19 protein-coding genes are annotated in these 19,286 nt (G+C 68.3%); 11 read left to right on the top strand and 8 right to left on the bottom strand.

The genetic code is table 11. The features are described from left to right. Positions 1-32: 32 nt before the first annotated feature. The 4 genes from ACFQ0E_RS11650 (at position 33) to ACFQ0E_RS11665 (ending at position 5,555) form a co-directional block, all read left to right on the top strand. Positions 33-743 carry a GIY-YIG nuclease family protein gene (locus ACFQ0E_RS11650; RefSeq protein WP_386823819.1) on the top strand — a complete coding sequence of 237 codons (711 nt, stop codon included), beginning with the start codon at positions 33-35 and terminating at the stop codon, positions 741-743. A gap of 75 nt (positions 744-818) precedes the next feature. Then, on the top strand, positions 819-2,870 hold the full coding sequence (locus tag ACFQ0E_RS11655; RefSeq protein WP_386823821.1) for a DUF262 domain-containing protein: 2,052 nt from the start codon (positions 819-821) through the stop codon (positions 2,868-2,870). Between the two features lie 154 nt (positions 2,871-3,024). After that, complete coding sequence (locus tag ACFQ0E_RS11660) at positions 3,025-4,344, top strand: hypothetical protein (RefSeq protein WP_386823823.1); 1,320 nt, start codon at positions 3,025-3,027, stop codon at positions 4,342-4,344. A gap of 122 nt (positions 4,345-4,466) precedes the next feature. Further along, positions 4,467-5,555: a hypothetical protein gene (locus ACFQ0E_RS11665; protein ID WP_386823825.1), complete on the top strand. Its 1,089-nt coding sequence runs from the start codon at positions 4,467-4,469 to the stop codon at positions 5,553-5,555. Between the two features lie 208 nt (positions 5,556-5,763). Here ACFQ0E_RS11665 and ACFQ0E_RS11670 read toward each other — a convergent pair whose 3' ends face one another. The 3 genes from ACFQ0E_RS11670 to upp form a co-directional block, all read right to left on the bottom strand. After that, entirely contained in the window at positions 5,764-6,141 is a 378-nt protein-coding gene (locus ACFQ0E_RS11670) for a hypothetical protein (protein WP_386823827.1), read from the bottom strand. Next, positions 6,138-7,133 carry a magnesium/cobalt transporter CorA gene (corA, locus tag ACFQ0E_RS11675; RefSeq protein ID WP_386823829.1) on the bottom strand — a complete coding sequence of 332 codons (996 nt, stop codon included), beginning with the start codon at positions 7,131-7,133 and terminating at the stop codon, positions 6,138-6,140. The genes ACFQ0E_RS11670 and corA overlap by 4 nt, the downstream gene beginning before the upstream one ends. A gap of 173 nt (positions 7,134-7,306) precedes the next feature. Further along, positions 7,307-7,936: a uracil phosphoribosyltransferase gene (gene upp, locus ACFQ0E_RS11680; RefSeq protein WP_386823831.1), complete on the bottom strand. Its 630-nt coding sequence runs from the start codon at positions 7,934-7,936 to the stop codon at positions 7,307-7,309. 185 nt (positions 7,937-8,121) lie between these two features. Between upp and ACFQ0E_RS11685 the strand changes: the two genes are divergently transcribed. After that, the gene (locus ACFQ0E_RS11685) at positions 8,122-8,742 is read left to right on the top strand and encodes a glycoside hydrolase family 25 protein (RefSeq protein ID WP_386823832.1); all 621 of its coding nucleotides are present in this window, start codon (positions 8,122-8,124) and stop codon (positions 8,740-8,742) included. Positions 8,743-8,748: 6 nt separating this feature from the next. On the opposite strand, the gene ACFQ0E_RS11690 is transcribed toward ACFQ0E_RS11685, so the two are convergent. Genes ACFQ0E_RS11690 through ACFQ0E_RS11700 form a run of 3 tightly spaced genes read right to left on the bottom strand, consistent with a single transcriptional unit; the run spans position 8,749 to position 11,184 of the window. Further along, positions 8,749-8,988: an alpha/beta fold hydrolase gene (locus ACFQ0E_RS11690; RefSeq protein ID WP_386823834.1), complete on the bottom strand. Its 240-nt coding sequence runs from the start codon at positions 8,986-8,988 to the stop codon at positions 8,749-8,751. After that, a complete protein-coding gene (locus tag ACFQ0E_RS11695; protein ID WP_386823836.1) occupies positions 8,985-9,689 on the bottom strand; it encodes a response regulator in 705 nt (234 codons plus the stop codon). Before ACFQ0E_RS11695 ends, ACFQ0E_RS11690 begins: the two co-directional genes overlap by 4 nt. Positions 9,690-9,693: 4 nt before the next feature. Beyond that, positions 9,694-11,184 (bottom strand): ATP-binding protein, encoded by a 1,491-nt coding sequence (locus ACFQ0E_RS11700; RefSeq protein WP_386823838.1) that lies wholly within the window; start codon positions 11,182-11,184, stop codon positions 9,694-9,696. 176 nt (positions 11,185-11,360) lie between these two features. Between ACFQ0E_RS11700 and ACFQ0E_RS11705 the strand changes: the two genes are divergently transcribed. Then, positions 11,361-11,843: a hypothetical protein gene (locus ACFQ0E_RS11705; RefSeq protein ID WP_386823840.1), complete on the top strand. Its 483-nt coding sequence runs from the start codon at positions 11,361-11,363 to the stop codon at positions 11,841-11,843. 3 nt (positions 11,844-11,846) lie between these two features. Then, entirely contained in the window at positions 11,847-13,136 is a 1,290-nt protein-coding gene (locus ACFQ0E_RS11710) for a di-heme oxidoredictase family protein (RefSeq protein WP_386823842.1), read from the top strand. An 82-nt stretch (positions 13,137-13,218) separates the two neighbouring features. On the opposite strand, the gene ACFQ0E_RS11715 is transcribed toward ACFQ0E_RS11710, so the two are convergent. Continuing rightward, on the bottom strand, positions 13,219-14,718 hold the full coding sequence (locus ACFQ0E_RS11715) for an aminotransferase class III-fold pyridoxal phosphate-dependent enzyme (RefSeq protein ID WP_386823844.1): 1,500 nt from the start codon (positions 14,716-14,718) through the stop codon (positions 13,219-13,221). Positions 14,719-14,838: 120 nt separating this feature from the next. On the opposite strand from ACFQ0E_RS11715, the gene ACFQ0E_RS11720 reads away from it, so the two are divergent. From ACFQ0E_RS11720 to ACFQ0E_RS11730, 3 genes are read left to right on the top strand one after another with little or no spacing between them, the layout of a single operon-like run. After that, positions 14,839-15,270 (top strand): Lrp/AsnC family transcriptional regulator, encoded by a 432-nt coding sequence (locus ACFQ0E_RS11720; protein WP_386823845.1) that lies wholly within the window; start codon positions 14,839-14,841, stop codon positions 15,268-15,270. An 8-nt stretch (positions 15,271-15,278) separates the two neighbouring features. Next, positions 15,279-16,358: a tRNA preQ1(34) S-adenosylmethionine ribosyltransferase-isomerase QueA gene (queA, locus tag ACFQ0E_RS11725; protein ID WP_386823847.1), complete on the top strand. Its 1,080-nt coding sequence runs from the start codon at positions 15,279-15,281 to the stop codon at positions 16,356-16,358. Beyond that, positions 16,348-16,956 carry a flavin reductase family protein gene (locus ACFQ0E_RS11730; RefSeq protein ID WP_386823849.1) on the top strand — a complete coding sequence of 203 codons (609 nt, stop codon included), beginning with the start codon at positions 16,348-16,350 and terminating at the stop codon, positions 16,954-16,956. The genes queA and ACFQ0E_RS11730 overlap by 11 nt, the downstream gene beginning before the upstream one ends. A 6-nt stretch (positions 16,957-16,962) precedes the next feature. On the opposite strand, the gene ACFQ0E_RS11735 is transcribed toward ACFQ0E_RS11730, so the two are convergent. Next, complete coding sequence (locus ACFQ0E_RS11735) at positions 16,963-18,012, bottom strand: lysozyme inhibitor LprI family protein (protein ID WP_386823851.1); 1,050 nt, start codon at positions 18,010-18,012, stop codon at positions 16,963-16,965. Positions 18,013-18,211: 199 nt separating this feature from the next. Between ACFQ0E_RS11735 and ACFQ0E_RS11740 the strand changes: the two genes are divergently transcribed. Next, positions 18,212-19,282 carry a Fe(3+) ABC transporter substrate-binding protein gene (locus ACFQ0E_RS11740; protein WP_386823853.1) on the top strand — a complete coding sequence of 357 codons (1,071 nt, stop codon included), beginning with the start codon at positions 18,212-18,214 and terminating at the stop codon, positions 19,280-19,282. The last annotated feature ends 4 nt before the right edge of the window (positions 19,283-19,286 follow it).

Genomic DNA, 19,286 nt, shown 5'->3' on the forward strand with positions numbered 1-19,286 from the left:
TTGAAGTCATGATCCGCTGACGAGGAACGATAATGCCCGCACGCAAGACCGACATCCTCGTCCGCGAATTCATCGAGAAGATGTCCGGCGACATCCTCGAAGACCGCTACCGCAAGCAGGTGGAGGAACTGATCCGTGGCCATGCCGGGCTCTACGCGCTGTACGACGGCGACACGCTGTACTACGTCGGCCTCGCCACGGACCTGATGCGCCGCATGAAGCAGCACCAGAAGGACCGCCATGCCGGCGCCTGGGACAGCTTCAGCGTGTACCTCACCTCGCGAGACGAGCACATCAAGCCGTTGGAATCGCTGCTGCTGCGTGTGTTCAGGCCGCCGGGCAACGGCCAGGTCGGGCGCTTGCCGGGCGCCGCCGACAAGCAGCGGGCACTGCAGGCAGCGATGCGCCAGCAGGATGCCGAGCAGCGCAAATCGATGTTCGCTAGGCCGCGCAGCGCACCCGCGCGCGAACCCGCCACCGCAACGCGCACGCGAGCACGCAAGACAACCGCGACCGGCGAGACCAGCTGCCCGCCGAAAGCGATGGCGCTGCGTGCGGTGTACAAGGGACAGGTCTACAGTGCCGTCTTCAACAAGAACGGCAGCGTGCGTTACGAAGGCCATGCCTACAGTTCGCTCAGCGCAGCGGCATCGGCAGTGACCGGGCGCCCGACCAATGGCTGGCTGTTCTGGCGCTTCCGCGACGATGCCGGCGAGTGGCAGTCGGTGTCGGAATTGCGGTGAGGGCTGAAAGCGGGCACATGTGCTCGTACCTCGCCGCGTATCGAATCAATCACAACAACCAAATGGATTTGAAGAATGCAACCCAGCAAGACGACGGTCATCGGTCTGTTCAGTGGCCAGTGCCAGTACCAGATCCCCATCTTCCAGCGCGGCTATGTCTGGACGCTCGAAAAGCAGGTTGGTCCGCTGTGGGCGGATATCCAGGACCGCGCGGAGGCGGTGCTTGAGCGGATGAATCTGCCGCAGGCGCAGATCGACGGCATGAAGCCGCTGCAGAAGCACTTCCTCGGCTCCATCATCATGACGCCGGCACCCAGCAGCTTCGGCCGTGTGTCGTCGTTCGAAGTCATCGATGGTCAGCAGCGATCGACGACGCTGCACCTCCTGCTGCTGGCCTTCCGCATGGCAGCGCAGGAGATTCCAGAGACGCATCTGCCGGGAATACTGGATGCGCTGCTGCGCAATCCTGGACCATACCCCACCGAACCCAACGATCATTACAAGGTCTGGCCAACGCAGGCAGGCCGCGAGGAGATCGTGTGGCTGAATCAGGCGAAGTCCTCGGACGACATCTGCGCGCAACATCCCGTTCGCGATGGTCGCAAGCATCTCGATCGGCCGCTGATGGTGCAGACGTTCCTGTACCTGCACCACGCCTGCCTTGCCTTCATGCGGGGTGTCGACCTGTCCGATGAGGTCGCACCGGGTAACGACCGCACGAACGGCGATCAGCTGATCCGCTGGATACGCGACAGCGCGGTCGTGCCCGAGCTTGGGGCAGGCCTCGCATTGGACAAGCGACGGGCGGAAGCCCTGTACATGGCGCTCTCGGAACACATCCAGATCATGACCCTGCGGCTGGAGGTCGAAGACGACCCGCAGGTGATCTTCGAAACCTTGAACGCACGCGGCGAGCCGTTGCTGGCCTCGGACCTCGTCAGGAATTTCCTCTTCCTGCAGGCGGCCCGCAGTGGCGGGGATGTCGTCGATACCTTGTACGACAGGTACTGGAAACCCTTCGATCTCGTCGCATCGGGCTCCCGCGGCGTGACCGCGAATCAGTACTGGCGCGAGAAGGAGCGTCAGGGCCGCCTGACCTATCCGCGCATAGATCTCTTCTTCTACAACTACGCGATCCTGCGCAGCGGCGAGGTCACGCTGGCCAGTCATGTCTTCCAGGCCTTCAAGTCGTGGTGGCTGAAGGAGGAGCGAGACCTGGAGGCCGAGCTGAAGGCGCTGAAGGCGTCGAGCCAGCATTTCGCCGAACTGGTTTCGCCCGAGGGCACGGGCCATGTGGCCGAGTTCGCGCGGCTGATCAAGGCGCTGGATGTGGCTACCGTGACGCCGCTCTATCTCGCGCTGCGGGAGCGTTTGCCAGAGGACAGCGCGGAACTGAAGCAAGCACTTCGCGACCTGTCGTCGTACCTCGTGAGGCGTGCCGTCTGCGGCCTCACGACGAAAAGCTACAACAGGTTCTTCATCCGCGTGCTCAAGGCGGTCATGTCGTCCCAGACGGCAGCGCATGAGGCGCTGCGCAAGGCGCTTTCCGAAGCGACTTCGGCGAGCGAGATCTGGCCGGACGACGCGGCGTTCGCCCACCACTGGCGCAATCGCGCTGTGTATACGGAGCTGAAGCCGGGCAAGGTCTGCGGCGTTCTCAGGGCGATGGAGTACGCGGCGCGTGGAACCCTGCAGGGCAGTCAGCATGTGCCGACGCAGGCGGAACTGTCCGTGGAGCACATCATGCCGCAGAGCTGGCAGTCGCTTTCGGACTATACGGACGATGGCATGACACAGGATCATTTGGAAAGCCGCCAAGCTGCGCTTCATCGGTTCGGAAACCTGACATTGCTGACACAGCCGCTCAACAGCAGCGTCAGCAATGGGCCTTTCCGGGACACTCGGGAACCGGGGAAGGGACTCGTGCTCGGCAAGAAGACCAAGCTCGGCCAGAGCGCGCTCCTGATCAATACCTACTTCCAGCGCGACGCCGTCGCGGCGTGGGACGAGCAGGCGATCTCGACGCGTGCGGACGCATTGCTGCGTGCAGCGTGCCTCGTATGGCCGCGCGCCGGGGAACAGGCCCCGCCACGGCAAATTTCGGAAGCGATGGCAGGCATCGATTGATTCATTGGCTGCACGCTTGGATGCTGCGGCGTCGCGACTCGCGTCGCTCCCAAAAAAGCGGGGGGAGCCCGATCGGTGAAGTGATGGCCGGAGGGCCCATCCGCGCCAGCGACAGGAAAGACCCGGCAACACCAACGACAGGGGATCCACCACCATGCGATTCATCCACACGCTCGCGCTCGCTGCGCTCTGCCTGACGGGGCTGTCCCTCGCCGCGCCGGCACAGGCCGGTTCTGAGGGGGGATTACCCGACGACTGCACCGGCAAGCCGAAGCCGAAGCAGGTCTTCTTCAACGACTGCATGCGGGCGGAAGAGAATGCGGAGGCGTTCTACATGGATCGCCATGGCGACCTGTATCCGCCGGGGGCGGTGTCGCTGGATGTGTCCCACTTCATCAACGTCAGGAACGGGCCGCGTCCGTACGTGAAGCCGGGCAGCGCGGAGTTCGCCAGCCTGAAGTCGCTGTATCGGTGGAAGTCAGGGCGCGCGCCGGGCGTGGACGCGGATTGGCCGAAGCTGCTGGCCAATACCAGCGTGACGGCGAGCGGGGATTTCGACGCGGACTGGGCGGCGGTGCAGGGCGTGCTGCGCAGGCGCGAAGCGCAGCGGATCTCGCAGCTGGGCCAGGGGTACGATGACGTGGTGCTGCTGATCCACGGCTACAACAACGATCATGCCGAGGCACAGGCGTGGTACGAGGAAGCCGAAACCAGTTTCCGCAATGCCGCCGCGCGTGATGGTCGGCTCATCACCTTCGTGCGCATGTACTGGGACGGCCTGAAGGGCAGGACGCCGCTGCTCATCTGGGACAACGCGCAGTACAACGGCTACCTGGTCGGGCTGGAGCTGCGCCGCCTGCTGGCCCAGGTGGAGGGCGACACGCCGCTGCGCGTGTTCACCCACAGCTCCGGTGCCTACGTCATCACCAATGCGCTGGGCGATGCCTCGGCGGGCGCGCAGTTCGACGCGATGCCGCCGATCTACCACCAGCGCAGCGCAGGCACGGTGCCCGGTTACGCGCCGCCCACGCAGTTGCAGGATCTGCGCGTCGCGATGCTGGTGCCCGCGCAGCCGTCCATCGCGTTCCGGAATTATTTCCGCAATGCCGACACCGGCCAGCCCGATCCCGCCAAGCGCGCGATGGTGCCGCAGCGGCTGATCCTCGGCCTGAGCAAGCGCGACGCCGCGACCAACAAGTACGGCGTGATTCCCTGCGGATGGAAGGGCGCCACCTGCATGGCGGTGAAGATCCGGCAGTCGTGCCGGCAGGTCGCCGAAGACCTGCGAATCGCACCGCCCCGGCTGCTCGCCGTCAACTTCGCCAAGCAGGGCCTGCGCCACCCGCACGCCGTCGAGAAGTACATGGATGACGACGAATGGCCCGAGCTGACGCGTGCGCTGCTCGCGCCCGATCCGGGGATGCCGACGGGTACGCCGGCGCTGTGTGCTGTGCCTGTGGGGGGCGCGTCGTGAGCGATGCGCCGATCGCGAATGGGGCGAGCGCCGAGCCGGCCGCCGCCCCCAATCCCGGCGTGCTCTGGCCCGTCGGTGCGCGGCTGGTCTCCGCGACGCGTTCGACGCTGTGGCTGGCGCCGATGCTCGGCGGCCTGATGCTGCTGGTGCACTTCTGGCGCGTCGGCTATCTCCCCGCGCTGTCGTTCTCGGAGCTGGGCGTGGTACTCGGCGCGTTCGGGTTGTTCGTGGCGATCGGGTTGGTGGCGGCGTTGGTGTTGGTGTTGTTTCCGGTGTGGTCAGTGCTGCAGTGGACGGCCAGCTCGATCCTGCCGGCGCCGCCGAAATCGCGGCCGGACGCAGTCGTGCGTCGTCGTCGTTCGCTGTCGCGACGGCCGCTGTCCGTGGTCGAGCCCGATGCCAGCCCAGCGAAGCGGCGCACGTTCTCGGTGCGGCTTGCACCGGGCTCGATTGGCCTGTTCTGGTCGACTTCGGTGTTGGCGGCAGGGCTGACGTCGATCGCCTTCTTCGTGCTGCCATCACATCTGGCCTCCCAGTGGCATGTTGTGCCCTTCGCCATCCTGTTTTTCACCGGATTTGCCGTTGCATTCGGCGTGGATGTCTGGGCGACGCTGTGGATGTCTGATCGGAACCTGCGCCGCATCCGCAGGCCGGTCGTGCAGTTCCTGCTGCTGTTGTCGCTGTATCTGTGCCTGTGGCCAGCGTGGATGGTGCTGCTGATCTGGTTCGACGCTTGGCCGAACGCATTCATCGACTGGTTCATGCTCGGATTCCTGTCGCTGTTCTGGGCGCCGTGGCTGCACTGGCTGTGGTACGCGACCTTGCGCAAGCAGGGGCAGCTGATCACCGAGATCCGCGTGGTCAGCATCGGCGGCGCGCTGTTCTTCGCCGGACTCGCGCAGCCGCTGCTCGACGGCGCCGCCTCCAACTACGGCTTCGGCATGATGCGCAAGGTCGACCTGGTGTTGAGCGCGCGGGGCTGCGCGATCGTGAAGGAGGCGCTGCCCGGGCAGGTCTGTGAGCCTGCACCTGCGAAGGGCGATGACGACAAGCGGGTGTATCGCCTGCGCGGCGTGGATGTGTTGACCCGCATCGGCGCGAGTGTCGTGATCGCGCCTGCGGGTGGCATCGACGACCGCAAGCTGCCGCGCCTGGCGCTGCCGGCGGGCGAAGTGCATGCGCTGGTGCGGAGTATCGACGCGAAGAAGTAGCGATACATCCAGTGCGGTGAAGGTGGTGCGTGCCGGGCTGTTGTAGAGCGGAGCGCAGCTCCGCTGTGTTCTTTCCGTAGGTCGTGATCGTGCCGGCGCGGTAGGTACGCTGGCTGGCGGAGGCGGTGCAGCGGAGCTGCGCTCCGCTCTACAAGAGCAGGAGCGGAGCAAGCTCCGCTCTACGAGGGCGGGTAAGAGGCTGGTTCGGTCAGTCTCGCCCCATGTCTTCGATGACAGGATTGCCTCTGTCGCATCGCAATGCGTAGCGGTGTCCCTTGCGGAAATCGAATTCGAAGGTGGGGACGGCATCGTTGAGAATGACGGCGTCCGGGGGTTGCGGGCAGGCGTAGCCGATGCGGTGTCGACCGGGGTGCAGCGACAGCGTGTCACCGGCAATGATGAGGCCGGGAACGGAAAGGTATCCGGATTCGAATGCCGTGAGGACATTGCCGTCTGCGCCGATGATCTGCAATCGCGCGGATGCATCCATGCGCTGCAGCGGCAGATCGCCGGGATCGCGCGTATGCGTGCATCCGATTGCCGCTGCGGCCAGCAGCGCGCATCCAATGCCCCGATGCAGGCTCACAACCACCGCACCTTCTTGAGGTAGCGGTACAGCACGATGCAGACGACGGCGACGCTGCCGATGAGGATGGGGTAGCTGTATTTGCCTTTCAGTTCGGGCATGAATTCGAAGTTCATGCCGTACCAGCTGGCGATGAGGGTGGGGGCGGCGAGGAGGGCGGCCCAGCCGGCGAGTTTCTTGACGGTTTCGCCCTGCTGGATGGTGACCATGGAGAGGTTCACGCTCATCGCGGCGGAGAGCATCTCGCGCAGGGTGTCGATCATGTCGTTGAGGCGGACGACGTGGTCGAGGACGTCGCGGAAGTAGAGCTTGGCTTCCTCGGTGACCTGGGTCATCTGGGTGCGGGTGAGCTGGGCGAGGATGTCCTGCAGCGGGGCGACCGCGAGGCGCATCTGGGTGAGTTCCTTCTTCAGCTCGTACAGCTTGACGATGGTGTCGCGGCGCCAGTTGGCGGCGAGGATCTCGTGTTCGAGCGCGTTCAGTTCGTCGCGGAACTCGTTCACGATCGGCTGGTAGTTGTCGACGATGAAATCGAGGATGCCGTACAGCGCGAACGCGGGGCCCTGGGCGAGCAGTTCGGGTTCGCGTTCGAAACGGGCGCGGACGTGGCGGTACGACAGCGAGGCGCCGTGGCGCACGGTGACCAGGAAGCGCGGGCCGACGAAGACGTGGGTTTCGCCGAAGCGGATGTGGCCTTCGACCAGCTGAGCGGTGTGCACGGCGAGGAACAGCGAGTTGCCGTAGGCCTCGATCTTCGGGCGCTGGTGGGCGTGGTGCGCATCCTCGATGGCGAGGTCGTGCAGGCCGAATTCCTCCTGCAGCTTGTCGAGCTGGGCCTCTTCGGGTTCGTACAGGCCGACCCAGACGAAGCTGTGGTCGTCGACGGACAGCACGTCGCTGATCTGGTCGAGGGTGATGTCGGTGCGGACGCCGTCGCGGTAGACCGCGCAATTGACGACGCAGGAGGGCATGGCGGAGGACGGCGGATTCATCGCGACATCGTGCCGGGGCGGGGCGGATGGGGCAAGCGCCGTCCATGGCGTTGCAGGAGGGCCGCGCTTTGTAGGAGGGCCTTCAGGCCCGAGCTCTTCGCTCTTGCGAGTAAAGCGGAAGAGCTCGGGCCTGAAGGCCCTCCTACAAGGCAAGGGCAAAGCGGAAAAGCGAACTATGCGGGCGTGCCGAAGATCCGGTCGCCGGCGTCGCCGAGGCCGGGGAGGATGTAGCCGTGGTCGTTGAGACGGTCGTCGATGGCGGCGGTCCAGACTTCGGTGTCGGGATGCGCGGCTTCGAGGGCGCGCAGGCCTTCGGGGGCGGAGACGAGGAAGATCGCCTTGACGCGGGCGCAGCCGGCGGCCTTGAGGGTGTCGATGGCGGCGATGGCGCTGCCGCCGGTGGCCAGCATGGGGTCGATCAGCAGCGCGGTGCGGCCGGCGATGTCGCGATACAGGCGCTGGTAGTAGGCCTGCGGCTGCAGGGTCTCTTCATCGCGGCGCAGGCCGATCACGCTGACCGGGGCCGAGGGCAGCAGCACCTGCACGCCGGGCAGGAAGCCGAGGCCGGCGCGGAGGATGGGCACGAGGGTGATCGCGTCCTGGTCGCAGCGGCCGACATCGAGCGGGCCGGCCCAGGTGTCGATGCGGCGCGTGCCCAGCGCGAGGTCGGCGGTGGCTTCGTAGGCGAGCAGGGTGGCGATCTCGCCGACCACCTGGCGGAACAGGGCCGGGCCGGTGGCGGCGTCGCGCAGCAGGCCGAGCTTGTGGGCGACGAGCGGATGGCGGACTTCGACGGTCTTCATGGCGATGCGGTCGGCGGCGGGTCTGCGGCGAAGGGTAGCAGGCGGGCGCCGCCCTTCGACACGCGAGTGTCCGCATCACGGATCAGTCCGGTATCGCGTGGCCTGCGTACGTTGACCGCGTCGGCGCGGCTTCGTACGGTGAACGCTTCGCGCGACATGCGCAGCCAACGGAGCAGGGGAACAGGATGGCGACGGACGGAGCAGGCGAGGTGCAGGGCGTCGATGTGTCGAAGTACCAGGGCACGATCGATTTCGCGAAGATCAAGGGCGCGGGCATGACCTACGTGTTCGTGAAGGCGACCGAGGGCATCACCGGTGTCGATCCGGACTACGCGCATAACATCACGGCCGCCCGCGAGGCGGGGCTGGTGGTCGGCACCTACCACTTCTACGAGACGAACGACGACCCGTCGGCGCAGTTCGGCAACTTCAGGCAGCATGCCGACGTGAAGCCGGGCGACCTGCCGCCGGTGGTCGATATCGAGGTGCTGGCGAAGGGCAGTCGTCCCGACCTCGTTGATGACCTCAAGTCCTTCCTCGCCCAACTGGAACAGGCCTACGGCGCGAAACCCATCCTGTATTCCGGCGTGAGCTTCGCCAACGAATACCTGACCGGCTTCGGCGCCTATCCGCTGTGGGTGGCGGAATACACCTCGGCGGCGACGCCGAAGGTGCCGACCGGCTGGCCGACGTGGACGTTCTGGCAGTACTCGCAGAGCGGCAGCGTGGCGGGGATCAGCGGCGCGGTGGACATGGATCGTTTCAACGGCACGACTGCGCAGTTCGACGCGTTGCGGATCGCCTGAGTCGCGTCAGCGAACGGTGTCGCGTGCGAACGCGGCTATGACCTCGGCGCAGGCCTCGCCGCGCGTCTGCAGCAGCAGGTGCGGGCCGTCGAGTGCGTGCAGGCGCACATCGCCGATGCCGCGCAGGATCGTGTCACCCGCCGAGGGATGCATCAGCCGGTCGTGGCGCGCGCGCAGGTAGAGCGTCGGCACGCGGATGCGCGGCAGCGCGTCGCCGGCATCGATGCGCAGGGCCGGCAGGGTCATGCGTCGGCGGCGTCCCAGTCGAGCTTGTAGCCCATGCCGTAGATCGAGACGATCGGGTCGATGCCCTGGCCGGCGTCGGCGATCTTGCGGCGCAGGTTCTTGATGTGGCTGTCGACGGTGCGGTCGCTGACCACGCGGTGGTCGAGATACGCGGCGTCGATCAGCTGGCTGCGCGAGAACACCCGTCCCGGACGGGCGTGCAGCGCCTGCAGCAGGCGGAATTCCACCGGCGTGAGCGGCAGCGCGATGCCGTGCAAACGCGCTTCGAGCCGGCCTTCGTCGAGCAGCAGCGGCGGCGTGACGTCCACGGCCGGCGTGCGCACGCGACGCAGCACGGTCTTCACCCGCGCGACCACTTCGCGCGGGCTGAAGGGCTTGCAGATGTAGTCGTCGGCGCCGAGTTCCAGCCCGAGCAGCCGGTCGATTTCCTCCACGCGTGCGGTCAGCATCAGGATCGGCAGCTGCGCGAGGCGCGAGTCGCTCGATGCGCGCAGTTCGCGGCAGATCGACAGCCCGTCCAGACCGGGCAGCATCAGGTCGAGCAGCACGGCATCCGGGGGTTCGGCGCGCAGCGCGGCGAGCGCGCGCAGGCCGTCGTCGACGATCGAACTGCCGTAGCCGGCGGCCTGCAGGTAGTCCTGCAGCAGCGCGGCGAGCTTGGGTTCGTCCTCGACGATGAGGATGCGTGGTGTCTGCGCCATCGCGTCAACGATCCGGCAACACCAGCTCGATGCGCAAGCCGCCTTCGGGCGAATGCGCGGCGGTGATCGTGCCGCCATGGGCCTCGACGATGTTGCGGCAGATCGACAGGCCGAGGCCGGCGCCGCCGTGGCGACGGCTGCGCGAGGGCTCGGCGCGGTACAGGCGTTCGAACAGATGCGGCAGCGCGTCGTCGCCGACGCCCGGCGCGCTGTCGTCGATGCGCACGCGCCAGCCGTTGGGCACGGGATCGAGCGCCATCACTACCTGGCCGGGACGATCGGTGTAGCGCAGCGCGTTGCCAAGCAGGTTGTCGAGCAGCTGGCGCAGCCGGGCCGCGTCGCCGCGCGCCATCGTGGCCGTGGCCGGCACCGCGTTTTCGATGAGCGCGAGCCCGGCGTCGCGCATCACGCCTTCGTGGGTGCGGGCGGCCTCGCGGATCAGCTGTGCGAGGTCCACCGCTTCGAAGCGGTAGCTCAGCGCGCCGGCATCCGACAGCGCGAGCTGGTAGAGGTCGTCGACGAGGGCGCGCAGGCGCTGGCACTCGGCCTGCAGCGACGCGAGGCGCTCGGCGTCGACCTGGCGCACGCCGTCCTGCAACGCCTGGATCTCGCCGGCGAGCACGCTGATCGGCGTGCGCAGTTCGTGGGCGATGTCCGCGCCCCATTGCCGGCGCGCCTCGCGGTGCTTTTCGAGCGCCGCAGCAAGGGCGTTGAAGTCGCGGCCCAGTGCGCCGAGTTCGTCGTCGCGGTCGATGTCGATGCGCGTCGCGTAGTCGCCGGCCGCGAGCGCGCGCGTGCCATCGGCGAGGGCGCGCACCGGGCGCAGCAGCCAGCGCGAGAGCAGCCAGCTCAGCGGCAGGCAGACAAGCAGCACGGCGGCGGCGATCCACAGCATGTGCCGGCGCTGTTCGCGGGCGAATTCGAGGTCGATGTCCTCGCGCAGCCGGGGCAGGGGCGCGACCAGCAGCCGGCCGACCACGACGCCGTCGCTGACGACATCCACGGCAGGTGCGGTGCGCGGTACCTGCGGGTTGCCGGCGACGATCTGGCCGTTGGCATCGAGCAGCAGGAGGCGGGGCCGCAGGTTCACGCCCAGGCCCGGGCGCGGCGGCCGGGGCGGCCGGCCGTCGGCGGCGAACGGGGGCGGCGCGTCCGCAACATCGCCACGCGGGAGGCGCGGTGGGGGTGGGCCTTCGCCCGGAGGCCCGCCGGGGCGCTCACCCGGTCGATTGCCTGGTCGGTCGCCGGGGCCGAGTTCGAGCAGGCGCATCAGGCGCGGGGTGTCGCCGATCAGGAAACCCCAGTCGCCGTGGCGGGCGAAGGCGCGCGCCACGTTGGCCGCGCCGGTGTCGATCTTCTCGCGCTCCAGCCGGTTCACGTAGTCGAGGAAGCCGCGCTGGAAGCTGCGTTCCTGGAGCAGGGCGAACGTCGCCAGTGCCGCGATGCCGAGCACCACGAAGGCGAGGAGCAGGCGATGCCAGAGACGGAGCGACATGGGCGGGCGGGATCGTGCACGAGTGGGACGGCGTCACCTTAGCCCGGCGCGGGGCGGCCCGGAACGTGCGCCGCGCAATCTCCACGGTTTCTGCACGATCGCTCCACGCTGCCTGCGCAATCGTGGATCAGCCTGCAGATGCCGGAATGACCGGCGTTATCGAAACGGGAGGCGCCATGATCCATCGCGCGAAGATCGATGCGCGTGTACGACTGCTTGCGACGATGGCGGCATCGTTCTGCGCCCTGGCCTGGGGGCTGCCGGTGCATGCGGCTAATCCCATGCCGCCGGATGCCCCCGGCGCCGGCAACGCGGAGCGCCGCCCGCCGCCACCCGGCCCACCGCGCGCGGCCGACCTGCAGCGCGATCTCGGCATCACGGCAGCCCAGGCGAAGGCGGTCGCCGATGCCCTTGCGGCGCATCACGCGCAGATGCGCCAGCTGGACGAGGACGCCCGTGACCAGCGCCAGGCACTGCGCGCCCGCACCGACGCGCAGCTGAAGACGATGCTCGGCGAGGCCGGTTTCCAGCGTTTCCAGGCCTGGCGTGCCGAACATCGGCCGCCGCACGGGCAGAATGGCGGGGCCGCTGGCGGGCCGCACCGTGGCCGTCGTCCGCCACCGCATGGGGGCGCACTTCCTCCGCCGGGCGAGGAGTGAGCCATGCGCATCGGATCCCGTCCTCTGCACGTCGCCATCCTCGCCGCCACGGTGTTGGCCGCCACCGGCATCCTCGTGCAGCCGGCGCTGTCGGCGTCCGATCGCAACCGCCCCAATGCAGGCCGTGTGCCGTTCAAGCGCCCTGCGGTGCGCCCGTTCACGCGGCCCGTGTCGTCACTGCCCGAGCTGACGCCCGACACCGTGTTCGGTGCGCCGCTCGCCGGCCTGACCGACGAGCAGCTGGCGGCGTTCAACACCGGTCTGGCGGCCTTCAACGTCGCCGAGACACCCGCATCCGGCCTCGGCCCGATCATGAACAACCGTTCCTGCATCGCCTGCCACGGCCAAGCGGCGGCGGGCGGCGGGTCGCCGATCCGCGTGACCCGCTTCGGCCGCACGGTCAACGGTGTGTTCGATCCGATGGGCGCGCTCGGCGGCTCGCTGCTGCAGCAGAACTCGATCGATCCGCGCATCCTCGAAACCATTCCGGCGGAGGCTACGACCCGCGCGCCGCGCCAGTCGACGCCGCTGTTCGGCATGGGCCTGGTCGAGGCGATCCCGGAAAGCGTGATCCTCTCCAACGCCGAACAGCAGCGCGCCCTCGGCCTCAATGGCGTGCCGTCGCTGGTGACCGACCCGGCCAGCGGCCAGGTGCGCATCGGCCGCTTCGGCTGGAAGGCGCAGCACGCCTCGGTGCTGGCGTTCTCGGCCGATGCGTACACCAACGAAATGGGCATCACCAACCGCCTGTTCCCGCAGGAGAACGCGCCGAACGGCAACGCCGCGCTGCTTGCCCAGTTCGATCGCATCGCCGATCCCGAGGATCGGCCCGACCCGGTCAGCGGCAAGGCCGACTTCGAGTTCGTCGCGGATTTCATGCGCTTCCTCGGCCCGCCGCCGGTGCGCGTGCTCACGCCGTCCGCGCTGCAGGGCAAGGTGCTGTTCGACCAGGTGCGCTGCAGCGGGTGCCATACGCCGCAGATGATGACCGGGGCGAACACGGTGGCGGCGCTGAACTTCAAGCCGGTGCGCCTGTACTCGGACCTGCTGCTGCACGACATGGGCGCGCTCGGCGACGGCATTGCCGACGGTACCGCCGGCCCGCGCGACATGAAGACCGCGCCGCTGTGGGGCCTGCGCGCCAGCGGCCCGTACCTGCACGACGGCCGCGCGACCACGGTCGACCAGGCCATCCAGCAGCACGACGGCGAAGCGGCGGCATCGCGCGACGCCTATCGTGCGCTGGACGCGACCGCGCGCCAGCAGCTGCTGGATTTCCTCGATTCGATCTGATCGTTCGAGGCAGGAAAGGAAAAAGCCCGGGAAACCCGGGCTTTTTCGTGTGCGCGTCGCTGCGGAGGCGATCGGTTTGCGATCAGGCCGCGGCGGCCTGCTGCACGCGCGGACCTTCGAGCAGGGCGCGCTTGACCATGCCGACCAGCAGGTCGAGTTCGTCTTCCTGCATCGCGAAGTGCGGGGTGAAGCGCAGCGAGTTCTCGCCGCCGTGGATCACGCCGATGCCGTGCTCGCGCATCCACTCCTCGGTCGAGCCGGTGCCGTAGCCCTTGAACTCCTTGGAGAGTTCGCAGGAGAACAGCAGGCCGGTGCCCTGGACCTTGGTGATCAGGCCCGGCAGCTCGGCCTTCAGCGCTTCGAGCTTGGCGACCGCCTGCTTGCCGCGCTCGCGGATGTTGGTGCGCAGTTCCGGGGTGAGCTGGGCGAGTACCGCACAGGCGACGTCGAGCGCCCGCGGGTTGGTGGTCATGGTGTTGCCGTAGGTGCCCTTGCGGTACAGGCCGGCGGCGCGCTCGTTCACGGCGAGCACCGACAGCGGGTACTGGCCGGCGTTGAGCGCCTTCGAATAGGTTTCCATGTCCGGGGCTTCGACGCCCTCGAAGCCGGGGTAGTCGACGATCGACAGCACGCCGTTGGCGCGCAGGCCGGCCTGGATCGAGTCGACCAGCAGCAGGGTGCCGTGGGCCTTGGTCAGGCGGCGCGCGGCCTCGTAGAACGCGCGCGGCACCGAGCGGCCCGGGTCGCCTTCGCCCATCACCGGCTCCAGGAACATCGCCTCGATGTGCCAGCCTTCGCGCTCGGCGTCGGCGAACGCCTGCTCCAGCTGCTCGACGCTGTACGGCTCGATGGTGATGAGCTGGCCGACGTGGTGCTGGTAGCTGCCCAGGTGGGCCATGTAGGTCTTGCGGGTGCTGTCCGAGTACAGCGCCGGCAGTTCGGTGCGGCCGTGGAAGCTGCCCTTGACCGCGATGCGCTTGACCTTGCGGCCGGCGTGCGGTGCGCCCGGGTCGGTCATGAGCTTGGTGTTGATGTCGGCGATGCGGCCGGCGAGCGAGACCGATTCCGAACCCGAGTTGAGGCACAGGAACCTGTCGAAGGGGCAGCCGCCCCGGGTGTGGCCGACTTCGGCGCGGATGGCGCGCTCGAAGCGCAGCTGCGACAGGTTCGCGGTCATGATGTTGGCCATCACCTGCGGCTTCGACATCGCATCGATCACCGCCTGCGGCGCGTGGCCGAAGCCGAGCATGCCGTAGCCGCCGGAGTCGTGCAGCACCGCGCCCTTCAGGGTCACGATCCACGGGCCGCGCGCGGTCAGCGCGACGTAGGGGTTCACGGTGTCGTTCGAGTAGAAGTTCACGAAGCCGCCCTGGATCACGATGGCCTGGTCGGCCTCGTCGCGGTCCAGCAGTTCCGGGAACTCGTCGCGGATGCGGGCGTACTCGACGCCGGCGGCCTCGATGGCCTCCACCAGGTCGGAGTGGTTGGCGGCGAAGGCCAGCAGGGTGGCGTCGTCCAGTCCGGGGGTCCGGCGCTGGCCGCCATGGGCGCGCAGCGGGGCAAGGGTGTCGAGCAGGGCCATGGCGATCCTCCATCTGAAAGCGGCTATCCGGCTATTATTGCCATTCTGTGGTCGTTTGACAGTTGCGGTCTGTGCGGATTTCGATGATATTTCGTCGAATCGACGAAACCGGGATGCCAAATGAAGCTCACCGACACCGACCAGCAACTGCTTTCCCTGCTCCGCGAGAACGCCCGGGCGTCCACCGCCCAGATCGCGCGCCGGCTGGGCCTGTCGCGGACCACGGTGCAGAGCCGCATCGAGCGGTTGGAGCGCGAGGGGGTGATCAGCGGCTACACGGTCCGCGTCGACGAGGAGTACGAGCGCAGCTACGTGCGCGCCCACATCATGATCGCCGTGCATCCCAAGCAGATGACCACGGTGGTGAACACCCTGCGCAGCATGCCCGAGCTGCGCTCGCTGCATTCGGTCAGCGGCGGCTTCGACCTGATCGCGATCGGCGCGGTGCCGGCGGTGGGCGACATGGACGTGCTGACCGACCGCATCGGCGCCATCGACGGCGTCGCCCGCACCACCTCGTCGATCGTGCTGTCGACCAAATTCGAACGCTGACCGTCCCCATGAAGAAATCCGATTTCCATTTCGACCTGCCGCCCGAGCTGATCGCGCAGGCGCCGCTGGCCGAACGCTCGGCCAGCCGGCTGCTGGTGGTGCCGCCCGCGCCCGCTGCGCTGGAGGACCGCGCGATCCGCGACCTGCCGGCGCTGCTGCAGGCCGGCGACCTGCTGATCTTCAACGACACCCGGGTGATCCCGGCGCGCCTGTTCGGCCAGAAGGCCACCGGCGGGCGGGTCGAGATCCTGATCGAGCGCCTGCTGCCGGGCAACGAGGCGCGGGCGCAGATCGGCGCCAGCAAGTCGCCCAAGCCCGGCGGCCGCATCGCGCTGGATGCTGGTGGCGAGGCCGAGGTGCTGGGCCGTGACGGCGAGTTCTACCACCTGCGCTTCCATGTCGAGGACAGCCTGGAGAGCTGGCTGCTGCACGCCGGCCGCCTGCCGCTGCCGCCGTACATCCAGCGCGAACCGGGCCGCGACGACCTGGAGCGCTACCAGACGGTGTTCGCGAAGGAAGTCGGCGCGGTCGCCGCGCCCACCGCCGGCCTGCATTTCGACGAGGGCCTGCTGCAGGCCCTGCGCGATCGCGGCGTCGAGTTCGGCCACGTCACCCTGCACGTCGGCGCCGGCACCTTCCAGCCGATGCGCGCGGACGACGTGCGCGACCACCGCATGCACAGCGAATGGCTGAACGTCGGCGCGGAGCTGGTCGCGCAGGTGCGCCGCACCCGGGAGCGCGGCGGGCGCGTGGTCGCGGTGGGCACGACGGTGGTGCGCGCGCTGGAAAGCGCGATGCGCACGCACGACGACGGCCGCCGCGAATTGCACCCATTCGCCGGCGAAACGCAGATCTTCATCTTCCCGGGCTACCGCATCGAAAGCGTCGACGCGCTGGTCACCAACTTCCACCTGCCGGAAAGCACGCTGCTGATGATGGTCTCCGCCTTCAGCGGCTACGACCGCATCTTCGAGGCCTACCGCCACGCGGTCGAGCAGCGCTACCGCTTCTTCAGCTACGGCGATGCGATGCTGCTGTGGCCGCAGCGATACGACGCCGACACCACTGGCGGTGCGCATGCGCCTTGATTTCGAGGCGCTCGGCGCCGCCGAGGCCTATCGCTGGGTGATCGCCACGGTCACGCCGCGACCGATCGCCTGGGTGTCCACGCGTTCGGCCGCCGGTATCGACAACCTCGCGCCCTTCAGTTTCTTCCAGGTCGTCTGCGACGCGCCGCCGACGCTGATGATCAGCATCGGCAACCGCCCCGACGGTGGCGAGAAGGACACCCTGCGCAACCTCCGCGAACGCGGCGAGCTGGTGATCCAGCTGGTGTCGATGGCGCAGGCGGACGCGATGAACGCGACCTCGGCGGCGCTGCCGCACGGGAGCAGCGAGTTCGCGCACTGCGGCATCGAGGCCGTGCCCGCCGAGCGCGTCGATGTCGCCCGCGTCGCCGGCGCGGCGGTGGCCTTCGAATGCCGACTGGCCTCGATCCTGCCGTATCCGGCCGAGGCGCCGAACCATCACATCGTGTTCGCCGAAGTGCTGTTCGCGCACATCGACGACGCGGTGCTGGCCGACGGTCGCCATGTCGACCCGGCCAGGCTCGACGTGATCGGCCGTCTCGGCGGCGCCGGTTATGCGACGACGCGGGATGTGTTCGCGCTCAAGCGTCCGGGCTGAGCCGGGTCAACCTTCGGACACCAGCTCGGCCAGCGCCTTGGTGCGTTCCTCGGTGAGCCAGGCCTTCCACGCATCCGCCGGCGTGCCCGGCCAGCGCAGCGTCGCGAAGCGCACCCAGGCGTCGCGATAGCGGAGCCACGCGCGCTGGGTCTGGCGCACGCCGTCCGGACCGATGGTGCCGTAGTCCCCGAACATCCCGTCGCCGAGCCCGGCGACGAGCTTCGCCAGCGTGGCCTTGTAGGTCGCGTTCAAGGCCTTGTCGGCGCGGGCGAAATCGCCGGCCTTCTGCGTGGGGCGCTTGCCGCTCTCGAAGCGGGTCACGGCGTCGAGCAGGGCGATTTCCAGATCCTCGCGCGCGCCCACCGCGAACGCGCCGCGTGCGGTCCCGCTCATGTCGGTTTCCTCGCGGGACACCAGGTCGAAATAATCGTCGGCGGCCTTGCGCACATCCGCCCATGCCGCGCGCTGTGCGGGTGTCCATGCGGCTTGCAGCATTTGCCAGCGCTGGTTACGTTCGAATCGTGCGGCATCCGCGCTGCGCCTCGAACAGAAGCCCGCCATCAGGCCGCTGGTGATGTCGTCGCAGATGTCCATCGCCTGCGTGTCGGTCCCTTCGGCGATGGCGTCGATGTGTTCGAGGCGCCCGTCGACTTCGGCCGGCGCGCCGCCGTATTCGCAGGCGAAGCGCTTGGCGAGCGGGAGGTTCCGCTTCACGCCCTCGCCGTTGGCGTAGAGCATCATCAGGATGCCGCTGCCGCCGAACACCTCGGATTGCGATTCCACCTGCGCGCCCGTGCCGCGCTGCCGGTAGGCGCAGTGCCGCGCGGCGACGAGGTCACGGCCTGTGCCCTTGCCGTCGCGTCCGTAGTAGAGGACTTCGGCATCGCAGTCGGCCGGCGCGCTGCCGATGTCCTGCTTCGGGATCGGGGTCTTCATCCATTGCCGGCAGACCGCGTCGTGCGGCCCGTCGTCATCGGCGAAGGCCGGCGCCGCGCATGCGAGGAACACCAGGCACGCGGAGAGGACGGGCAGGGCGGCAAGGCGGGCATGGATCATGGCATCTCGTCTCCGTGGGGTGCCGGGAGGGTGGGGCGGACGGCGCTGACATCATAGTCGCCGGACCATGGCGGTCCCGGTCGCGCTATGCCACTTGTGTCCGCAGCGTTCGCTGCGACCGCCTGTGGCGATGGCCGACGCGGCCGCACGGACTAGAATCCTCCTCCCGGGCTTCCCCCCAGCCTGCGCCATGCCTGCCATGTCTCTGACTGCTGCTCCTCGTTTGCTGTCCCGCGCTTCCGCCGTCGTCGCTTCGCTGCTCGTGTCGCTCGCGTGCCTCGCGCCCGTGGCCGCTGCGCAGGCCCCTGCGCAGCCCGTAGCGAAGACGCTCAATCTCTACACCACCCGCGAGCCCGGGCTGATCCAGCCGCTGCTCGACCGCTTCACACGCGAGACCGGCATCCAGGTCAACACCGTGTTCCTGCGCGACGGCCTGCTGGAGCGTGTCAAGGCGGAAGGCGCGCGTTCGCCCGCCGACCTGCTGATGACCGCCGACAGCGGCCAGCTGATCGATCTCGTGCTCGGTGGCGTGACCCAAGGCGTGAAGTCGAAGCCGCTGGAATCGGCGATCCCGCCGCATCTGCGCGGCCGCACCGGTCACTGGTTCGCCCTGTCGCTGCGCGACCGCGTGGTCTACGCCGAGCGTTCGCTGAAACTGTCGGGCCTGCGCTACGAAGACCTGGCCAAGCCCGAATGGAAGGGCCGCATCTGCGTGCGTTCCGGCCAGCATCCCTACAACATCAGCCTGGTCGCGGCGATGATCGCGCACCAGGGCGAGGCGAAGACCGAGGCCTGGCTGCGCGGCGTCAAGGCGAACCTCGCGCGCAAGGCCACCGGCGGCGACCGCGACGTGGCCCGCGACATCCTCGCCGGCATCTGCGACATCGGTCTGGCCAACGCCTACTACGCCGGCCGCATGAAGTCCGAGTCCCCCGGCAGCGAGCAGCGCCGCTGGGGCGATGCCATCCAGGTGGTGCGCCCGGTGTTCGCCGGCGGCGGCACCCACGTCAACATCAGCGGCGCCTCGGTGGCCCGCCATGCGCCGAACCGCGCGAATGCGGTGCGCCTGCTCGAATTCCTCGTCTCCGATGACGCCCAGCGCGTGTATGCGCAGGCCAACTACGAATCGCCGGTGAAGAAGGGCGTGGCGGTCGATCCGATCGTCGCCGGCTTCGGCCCGCTCAAGACCGATCCGCTGCCGCTGGGCGACATCGTCAAGCATCGCGCGCGCGCCAGCGTGCTGGTCGATCGCGTCGGTTTCGACCAGTGATGCC

The sequence above is a fragment of the Lysobacter brunescens genome, assembly GCF_042677005.1.
GTDB classification, from domain to species: Bacteria; Pseudomonadota; Gammaproteobacteria; order Xanthomonadales; family Xanthomonadaceae; genus Lysobacter_I; species Lysobacter_I brunescens.